Below are 3,735 nucleotides of genomic sequence, written 5' to 3' on the forward strand. Positions count from 1 at the left end.
GGGGCTGGCATTTTTGGTCTTCTTAGTCATCTCGTCCTCTCCATTATACGTCCTAAGTGTTCTGTCTTGTGCTATACATCAGGAGCCGTGTGATGCGAAAGTATCAAGCACGGTTTTGAATGGGAGTGGGGGAAGGCGACTTCCCTCTCGACCCCTACCTAATCTTCTAGCAAGCTCGGTTCAGACATAACAGTTTAAGACCTAAATAGGGGTAAAACCTGAAAGGGCAATTGTTAGCTCAAGAATCCTCGCACTTCAGGGCGAGGAGTGTCAAAAGCTATAATGGGCCACCCTAGTCCGCTCACCCGCCTTGTTAATTGATCCGATGCCAATGGAGTAATGGTACAGTGTAAAGAAGTTGGCTTGGAATCGTGGAGCCGTTCTTCTTGACCTCAACAACTTACAAACGAGAAGGTTCCGGTGGTGCCTCACACGGGTATCCCCTAAAAATTAGGGCAGCCCTACGGGCTGATGTTACCCGATTAACGGAGATCCTCGCTGAGAGTTTTCATACTCGACAGGGACTCGGTGGCTTGATGTATCCTATTTTTCGCCTGGGCATTTACGAGGATTTGCGTAATCGCTTGGCTACTAGCTCGGGGTATTATACCTGTCTAGTGGCTGCGATCGCAGATTCTCCTCATAAATTAGGTAATATACCTCTAAATGTCCCAGAACATTTGGTAGGAACCGTAGAAATGGCGTTAAGATCGCACAATCCCTGGTCAATTGGCGATCGCTATCCATATATTTCTAATTTAGCTGTTCATCCCACAGCCCGCCGCCAGGGTGTAGCCAGGGAACTCCTGATTGGTTGCGAACAAGTCGCCATGAAATGGGGTTTCTCTGATTTGTACCTTCATGTTCTGGAAAATAATTCCCAAGCACGACAACTGTATCATCAAGTGGGCTATCGCATAGCCCAGATAGATTGGAGTTGGGACTCTGTGTTTTTGGGTCAGCCGAGGCGACTGTTTTTGTGCAAAAACTTGTCTCAGTCTTGATCCATTTTTCTGTTTAATCGCTCTCCCACTCGCAGGATTTGGCCAGCCAAGATAGCCGCGCCAAATCCGTTATCTATATTGACTACTCCTACACCCGCCGCACAGGAATTCAGCATAGTTAATAGGGGTGCTAACCCATTAAAACTTGCACCATAGCCAATACTGGTGGGGACAGCAATTACTGGACAATCAGCTAAACCAGCCACGACACTGGGTAAAGCTCCTTCCATCCCCGCTACTACAATTAAAACATCAGCATCCGAGATTAAATGCCAGTTTCCTAATAGTCGGTGAATTCCTGCTACCCCCACATCCCACAGTCGCTTTACCTGAAACCCTGATAAGCTGGCGGTGACCGCTGCTTCCTCCGCCACAGATATATCAGCAGTTCCGGCGGTTAAAATTCCTATTACACCCACAGATTGCGGTTCAGCAGACCGATAACGCCTATCTAAGGCACAAATCTTAGCTTCTCGATAATATTCTAAATCTGGCATTTCCCGCCGCAGTTCTTCATAAACTTCCGGCTCAATTCGGGTCGCCATCACTACCGGATTTCGTCCCTGCATAGTCTGCATTATTTCTCGGATTTGCTCTGGGGTTTTTCCCGGTCCCCAAATCACTTCGGGAAATCCGGTTCTCAGTTGTCGGTGATTATCTATTTTGGCATAATTTCCGACCGTCTCAAAATCAAAATATCGCATTTTGTTCAGGGCTTCTCTGGGGGATAAATAGCCTTGTGCGACATATTCTAATAGCTGTTTTAAGGCTTCCGGTGTCATTGACAATTTCCTGAATACGGGTTATCTGAGGATACCGTTTATTTATCCCTATTCGCGAATTTTTAACTCGTATAAATTCCAGAACCCTCTGCCGATGGGTGTATAGTTAATGCCTTCTATGCGATCGCGTATGGCATCGAATACCAAAGGATTAACCATATACAGAAACGGCAAATTTTCCGCAATAATCTTCTGGGCTTCTCCATAAAGTTCCCTACGTTTATCATTATCTAGTTCCTGGGAAGCCTGCACATATAAATCATCAATTTTTTGCTCCCAGTCTGATACCACCCAACCTTCTATTTCAGGTTCTCCCGGTTGCTGACCTTGATTAAACGTATGGAGACGACCATTAACAGACCAAATATTATAGCCACCATGGGGCTCTAAAACTCCCCCAGTAAATCCACCCAAAAAAGCCTCCCAATTGCGAGTCTTAGACAACCTATTTACATAAGTATTAAAACTCAAAAATAGCGGATCCACTCGGATGCCAATTCTGGATAAATCTTGAGCAATTTGGGTCGCCATTTGTTCCCGAACTTTTCGACCCGCCGCCACCAACAACGTCAACCGGACTTGATTACCTTCGTCATCGATTAAATTGCCATTATCATCATAGGAAAAACCCGCCTCTCGCAATAATTCCCTAGCATTTTCCGGGTTATAGCTATAGGTTCTTAATCCCTGTTCTGGAGATAGATAAAAAGGACTTTGCACCGGGAACGGCGAATGTTGTAACTCACCCAATCCTAAAAAAATATTATTTTTCATCACCTCTCTATTTATGCTATAATATACTGCTTGACGAAAGGCTAGATTATTAAACCATCGGGATTTATAGGGTTCCACAAAAGGTCTACCGTCGGCATTTTTGCCCTGATTAAGATTAAAAGACATAAACACAGTTCCGGTATCCGGGCCAGGACTGTAGATGGTATATTGCCCTCTGGTTTCTTCAGGTTTCAGCAGGGGGAATGCTTCTGGTTGAACATCTAGGGTATCGAGGGAACCAGACCTAAAATTGAGTAGTTGGGTATCGCTACTCTCGATAATTTGCCACACTATTTGCTCTATATAGGGTTGGGGGTTCCCCTGTGAGTCTTCCCGCCAATAGTAGGGGTTACGTTCTAGGATAACCCGTTGATTGGGGTTATAGCTTCTGATGCGGTACATACCATTACCAACAATTTCCTGGGGGTCGGTATTGGTTCCCCAGGTACTCAAAAATAGGAGATTTCCTTGAGAGTCGAAATTCCGAACGGAGTCAGCCAAAACATGGGCGGGTAAAATTGGTAAACCGCCTGCATATCGGAGGAAAGGGGCGAAGGGTTCGGGGACGGAAAATTCGACCCGCCGATCATCGAGTTTTTTAACGGTGGGTAGGGTGCGATCGCGTCCTACTCTGAGAATATCTTTAAAGCTGCTGGGGATTTGGTCATTGAAATAGATCTCGTTGTAGGTGAAAATCACATCATCTACGGTCATGGGTTCACCGTCAGACCATTTTAAACCCGATCGCAGGGTGATGATAATCCTTTGACCATTTGGGGCAATTTCCCAAGACTCTGCTAGACCTGGTTGGAGTTCTCCGGTAACGGGGTGTTCTTCGATGACGGGACTATAAATATAGCCAAAAACGCTATAGGCGGATTCATTTAGCGGATAGTTAAACGTACTCGGACCGCTAGGGGTGGGAATAACTAGGCGGGAGGGTCTGTCGGCAGATTGGGCGACACCACAACCCCATAAGCCTAGGGCTAATAATATTACTAATAATACTGAGGCTAGGCGGATGAGTAACCCGCGCTTTGACCCTGGATAGACTAAATGGTTCATAACTGGCAAAGTTTATGGCGATTGCGCTTTTAGGCTGATACATTTACGCGACATTTATCCGGCTATTGCCTGACAATGCGACGATAGCACTATTACCCGTTAAGGTAACA

At 45.8% G+C, this 3,735-nt stretch carries 3 protein-coding genes; 1 reads left to right on the forward strand and 2 read right to left on the reverse strand.

Annotation, left to right across the window (positions count from 1 at the left end; all coding sequences use genetic code 11):
* The first annotated feature begins 386 nt into the window (after nucleotides 1-386).
* Nucleotides 387-1,004, forward strand: a complete 618-nt coding sequence (locus ACTIE0_RS23320) for a GNAT family N-acetyltransferase (protein WP_006626066.1) — start codon at nucleotides 387-389, stop codon at nucleotides 1,002-1,004.
* Here ACTIE0_RS23320 and larB read toward each other — a convergent pair.
* Nucleotides 995-1,786 (reverse strand): nickel pincer cofactor biosynthesis protein LarB, encoded by a 792-nt coding sequence (gene larB, locus ACTIE0_RS23325; RefSeq protein ID WP_006626065.1) that lies wholly within the window; start codon nucleotides 1,784-1,786, stop codon nucleotides 995-997. The genes ACTIE0_RS23320 and larB overlap by 10 nt on opposite strands.
* A 48-nt stretch (nucleotides 1,787-1,834) precedes the next feature.
* Nucleotides 1,835-3,625 carry an ABC transporter substrate-binding protein gene (locus ACTIE0_RS23330; protein WP_006626064.1) on the reverse strand — a complete coding sequence of 597 codons (1,791 nt, stop codon included), beginning with the start codon at nucleotides 3,623-3,625 and terminating at the stop codon, nucleotides 1,835-1,837.
* Nucleotides 3,626-3,735: the final 110 nt, after the last annotated feature.

The sequence above is a fragment of the Limnospira sp. genome (assembly GCF_051859755.1).
In the GTDB taxonomy this organism is placed as follows: Bacteria; Cyanobacteriota; Cyanobacteriia; order Cyanobacteriales; family Microcoleaceae; genus Limnospira; species Limnospira fusiformis.